Here is a 2,561-nt window from a genome sequence, read left to right on the forward strand (position 1 = left end):
ACTCGGTGCAGAACCGGGCCGAGAATCCGGCCGGCCGGCAGGCGGTCCACGACTTCCTACTGCGGTAGTGGGAGCCCGCCGGGCGGGCTGCCGCTACAGGAGGGTGATCCGGATGTCTGCCGCGGCGATGTGCACGGCGCACATCATGCCCGGTCAGCGGTCCCCTCAACGGGGCCGTTCTCCTCCCGGCGACCGCTGGCGGCACACGACGGCGACCATGCCGTCCGTGCCAACCGAAAGCCCAGGCCAGGAGGCGGCTCCGGCCTGGGCTTTCGGTGCTTCGGGCTTCGAACTTCGGGCTTCGGGCTTCGGTGCTGTCAGTCGCGGGTGGTCGCCGGGATCCGGGCGAGGACGGCCCTTGCGCGCTCGGAGTCGGACCGGAGCCAGGCCGTCAGGTGTTCCCGGACCGCCTCGGCGACGCAGGCGCGGACGGGCCCGTTGCCCAGCTGGTCGCGGGTCGCGCCCTCGAACTCGGGCCGGTCGAGCTTCACCGACACGACGGCCATCAGGCCCGCGCCGAGCCGGGTAGGGGTGAGGTCGGGGTCGGAGGGGGTGAGTATCTGCTCCTCCCGGGCGAAGGCGGTGAGCGCGGCCGCCAGGCCGTCGCGGAAGCCCAGTTCGTGGGTGCCACCGCTGATGGTGGGCCAGCTGTTGGCGTAGCTGGTGACCTGCTCGTCGCCGGAGTCGCCCCAGCACAGAGCCACCTCCACGGTTCCCTCCATCCCGGAGTACTCGCGCTCGAAGCCGAGCACGTCCGAGTGGGGCGCGGCGCTCTGTTGCGCGATCCAGTCCCTTGCTCCGCCCGGGAAGCGGAAGCGGACGGCCCTGGCCGTCCCGGGGTCACGGTCGTCGGTCAGGGTGATGTCCAAGTCACGGTTCAGGAAGGCAAGTTCCCTGAGGTGATCGGCCAGTGTGTCGAACGAGACCGTCAGCGTCTCGAAGATCTCGGCATCGGGCCAGAAGGTGATCACGGTCCCGGTGTCGTCGGCCGGGCCGGTGCGGGCGGGCACCCCGGCCCGTACGCCGCGCTCGTACTCCAGCGTCCAGCGGGCGCCGTCGCGCCGCACCTCCGCCGTCAGGCGGCTCGACCTCCGCCGTCAGGCGGCTCGAGAGGGAGTTGACGACGGCCATTCCCACGCCGGCGAAACCGCCGTACAGCGAGCGCCGGCCGCCCTGCGGTCCCCCGCAGCAGAGGACCGTCAAGCAGTCCTCCAGCGTGGGGCCGTCGCTGTGGCCCGCCTGCCCGACCGGCCGGCCCCTGCCGTCGTCGGCGACGCGGACACCGCCGTCGGCGGTGAGGGTGATCCCGACCCGGCCGGCGGTGCCGTCGAAGATCTCGTTCAGCGCCGACTCGGCGACCTCGAACACCAGGCGGTGGAGCCCGCGTTCGCCGACGGATCCGATGTACATCCCGGGCCGCTTCCGGACGGCGTCCAGGCCCTCCAGAATCTCGATCCTGCTGGCGTCGTACGTCTTGATCTCTTCGCTCATGATGCCCCCTCCAAGGTGTCCGACAGAGCTCCGCCAGCCTAGGAGATTTCCACGAAAACACCAGGTCAGGGCCGTTGTGGTGAGGCCGGGAACGGGCGCCTGACGGGTCGCCGGGAGCGATCGGGCGGAACGGGTCCGGGCTGCCGCGGCAGGGCCGCCGCGACTCGCCGAGAGCCCTTGGAGACACCGTTCCGGGCGGCCGCGGAGCCACGAATTCGAAGAACTTTCCGAGCCGACCCAGGGCGGCTGTGATGGCCGGGCGGCCCGTTCGCCCACAGGGCGGCGAACCCGGACGATTCGACCGATCGGACGACGCCCGAGGTCCCATGACATGCGGCAGACCCAGACTCCATTGGACAGGACACGCGCCACCGTCGGGTCGGAGGTCCCCCTCCACATCGCCGCTCGTACGGCTCTCCGTCCACAGCCGGGCCAACTCCATGACCACCTGCGACGTCGAGTTCGTCGACGAGTTCGTCGACGCCCTCAACGCGTGACGGCGGAGAACGGCTTCGGCGTCCTCGGGGCCGGGCGGGCCGGGCTTTCCCGGCCTGCCCGGCCCCGAGGGCGTTCAGGCGGACAGGCCGGGGAGCAGGGGTGTGGCCGGGGGCAGGGTGCCGAGTTGGGGGGTGGGTCCGGCGGCGGGTTCCTGGAGCGGGTGCGGGGCCGGGTGCGGTTCGGCGGGGTGGGCAGTGGCGTCCGGGTCGGACGGAGCGGACGGAGCGGACGGCCCGGAGGGAGCGGACGGAGCGGGCTCGGTGGTCCGGGTGGCTTCGGCGCGCACGATGGCGCCGATGGCGGCGAAGACGTCGAAGGGCATGGCGGTTCTCCTGCGGTACGGCATGGAAGGGGGACGCAGGAAGCCGGGCCGGGCCCCGCACGGCCGGGGTGGGTGGTGCGAGGGCCCGAGGTTGCCCGGCGGGACCCTTCAGCAGCGCAGGACGACGCCTCGTGCGCCTGCGGCCTCGGACCCGGTTCGTCCGGGGTACGGGGGCCGTGGCGGGGCGGGTCGGGCGAGGTCGTGCACGGCGTACGCCCCGGTGAGCAGCAGCGGCGGCTGACCGCAGCCC

Annotated in this window: 3 protein-coding genes; 1 reads left to right on the forward strand and 2 read right to left on the reverse strand. The window is 72.8% G+C overall.

The features are described from left to right. Positions 1–317: 317 nt before the first annotated feature. A complete protein-coding gene (locus VR45_RS48535; RefSeq protein WP_234325935.1) occupies positions 318–1,067 on the reverse strand; it encodes a hypothetical protein in 750 nt (249 codons plus the stop codon). Between the two features lie 163 nt (positions 1,068–1,230). Between VR45_RS48535 and VR45_RS48540 the strand changes: the two genes are divergently transcribed. Beyond that, positions 1,231–1,533 (forward strand): hypothetical protein, encoded by a 303-nt coding sequence (locus VR45_RS48540; RefSeq protein WP_234325936.1) that lies wholly within the window; start codon positions 1,231–1,233, stop codon positions 1,531–1,533. Positions 1,534–2,062: 529 nt separating this feature from the next. Here VR45_RS48540 and VR45_RS11100 read toward each other — a convergent pair. Continuing rightward, a complete protein-coding gene (locus VR45_RS11100; protein WP_045939539.1) occupies positions 2,063–2,311 on the reverse strand; it encodes a hypothetical protein in 249 nt (82 codons plus the stop codon). Between the last annotated feature and the right edge of the window lie 250 nt (positions 2,312–2,561).

This window comes from Streptomyces sp. NRRL S-495 (genome assembly GCF_000966955.1).
Taxonomy (GTDB): domain Bacteria; phylum Actinomycetota; class Actinomycetes; order Streptomycetales; family Streptomycetaceae; genus Kitasatospora; species Kitasatospora purpeofusca.